Raw genomic sequence first — 1,311 nt, 5'->3', positions numbered from 1 at the left:
TGATCCGGAGGAAGCGAGAAGACCGCCGATGGCGATGAAGGACTACTCGGACGAGTTCAGGGCCGATGCTGTGGCCCTGTTCGAGTCCATGCCCGGGGCGACGTACAAGAGCATCGCCGCGGACCTGGGCATCAACAGGAACACTCTGCGGACCTGGGTGCTGCGGGACCGTGAACGCCGTGGTGCCGGCCCGGACACGGCCCGGGAGACCGGGACCGCGGTCCGGCTCGTGCGGACGGCGCCGTCCTCGGAACCGGACGAGAGGATCCGGCAGCTCGAGGCCAGGGTCGCCGAGCTCGAGGCCAGCGAGCGGAAACTGGCCACCGAGCGGGACATACTCCGCAAGGCGGCCAAGTATTTCGCCGGAGAGACGAACTGGTGATCAGCCGCTTCCAGTTCGTCGACGACCACCGGGACGCCTTCGAGGTGAAGCGGCTGTGCCAGGTTCTCGGCCTGAACAGGTCCAGCTACTACAAGTGGCGGGCCGGCCAGGGAGCCCGGGCCGCCCGCCGGCGGGCCGACCAGCGCCTGGCCGTGAGGATCCGCGAGGTCCACGGCGATTCCCGTGGCGTCTACGGCTCCCCACGGGTGACCGCCGAGCTCCGCGACCAGGGCCTGCACGTCAACGAGAAGCGCGTCGCCCGCGTCATGCGGACGTTCTCCATCACCGGCATCCGCCTGCGCAGACGCGTCCGCACCACCGTCCCGGACCCGGCTGTCTCCCGGGTTCCGGACCTCTTCCAGCGAGACTTCACCGCGGTCGAACCGGGCCGCAAATACATGGGTGACATCACCTACCTGCCCCTCGCAGACGGCGAGTTCCTCTACCTCGCGACGGTGCTGGACTGCTTCAGCCGCAAGGTCGTCGGCTGGTCCATCGCCAGCCACATGCGCACCAGCTTGGTCGCCGACGCTCTGAAGATGGCCGCCACGACCCGCGCCGGCTTTGAAGGGGCGGTGTTCCACTCCGACCACGGAGCCCAATACGGCTCGCGGGCCTTCGCCGACCTCTGCGATCAACTCAAGATCACCCGGTCCATGGGTGCCGTCGGCAGCAGCGCGGACAACGCAGCCTGCGAGAGCTTCCATGCGTCCCTCAAACGCGAGACCCTCCGAGGAGCCCGTGACTACGGCGATCCCGTGGCCTGCAGGAACACGGTCTTCGCCTGGCTGACCCGCTACAACACCCGCCGTCGGCACTCCGCCAACGGCCACCTCAGCCCCAACGAATACGAACGCCGCCACCACGCCGCTAAGCTCACGCTCGCCGCGTGATCAAAGACGCGTGTCCACCACCACGGGGGAAGGCCC

At 68.4% G+C, this 1,311-nt stretch carries 1 protein-coding gene; it reads left to right on the top strand.

Annotated features, from left to right (window positions below; translation table 11 throughout):
* The first annotated feature begins 28 nt into the window (after window positions 1-28).
* A protein-coding gene (locus ACFYY2_RS34710) for an IS3 family transposase (RefSeq protein WP_388750745.1) occupies window positions 29-1,275 on the top strand; the annotation gives its coding sequence in 2 pieces (ribosomal slippage) (window positions 29-368 and window positions 368-1,275; 1,248 coding nt in all).
* The last annotated feature ends 36 nt before the right edge of the window (window positions 1,276-1,311 follow it).

Source organism: Streptomyces sp. NPDC001822 (assembly GCF_042892135.1).
Classification (GTDB): Bacteria; Actinomycetota; Actinomycetes; order Streptomycetales; family Streptomycetaceae; genus Streptomyces.
The sequence above is the reverse complement of the archived record's forward strand: the minus strand, read 5'-3'. Positions and strand labels throughout refer to the sequence as shown.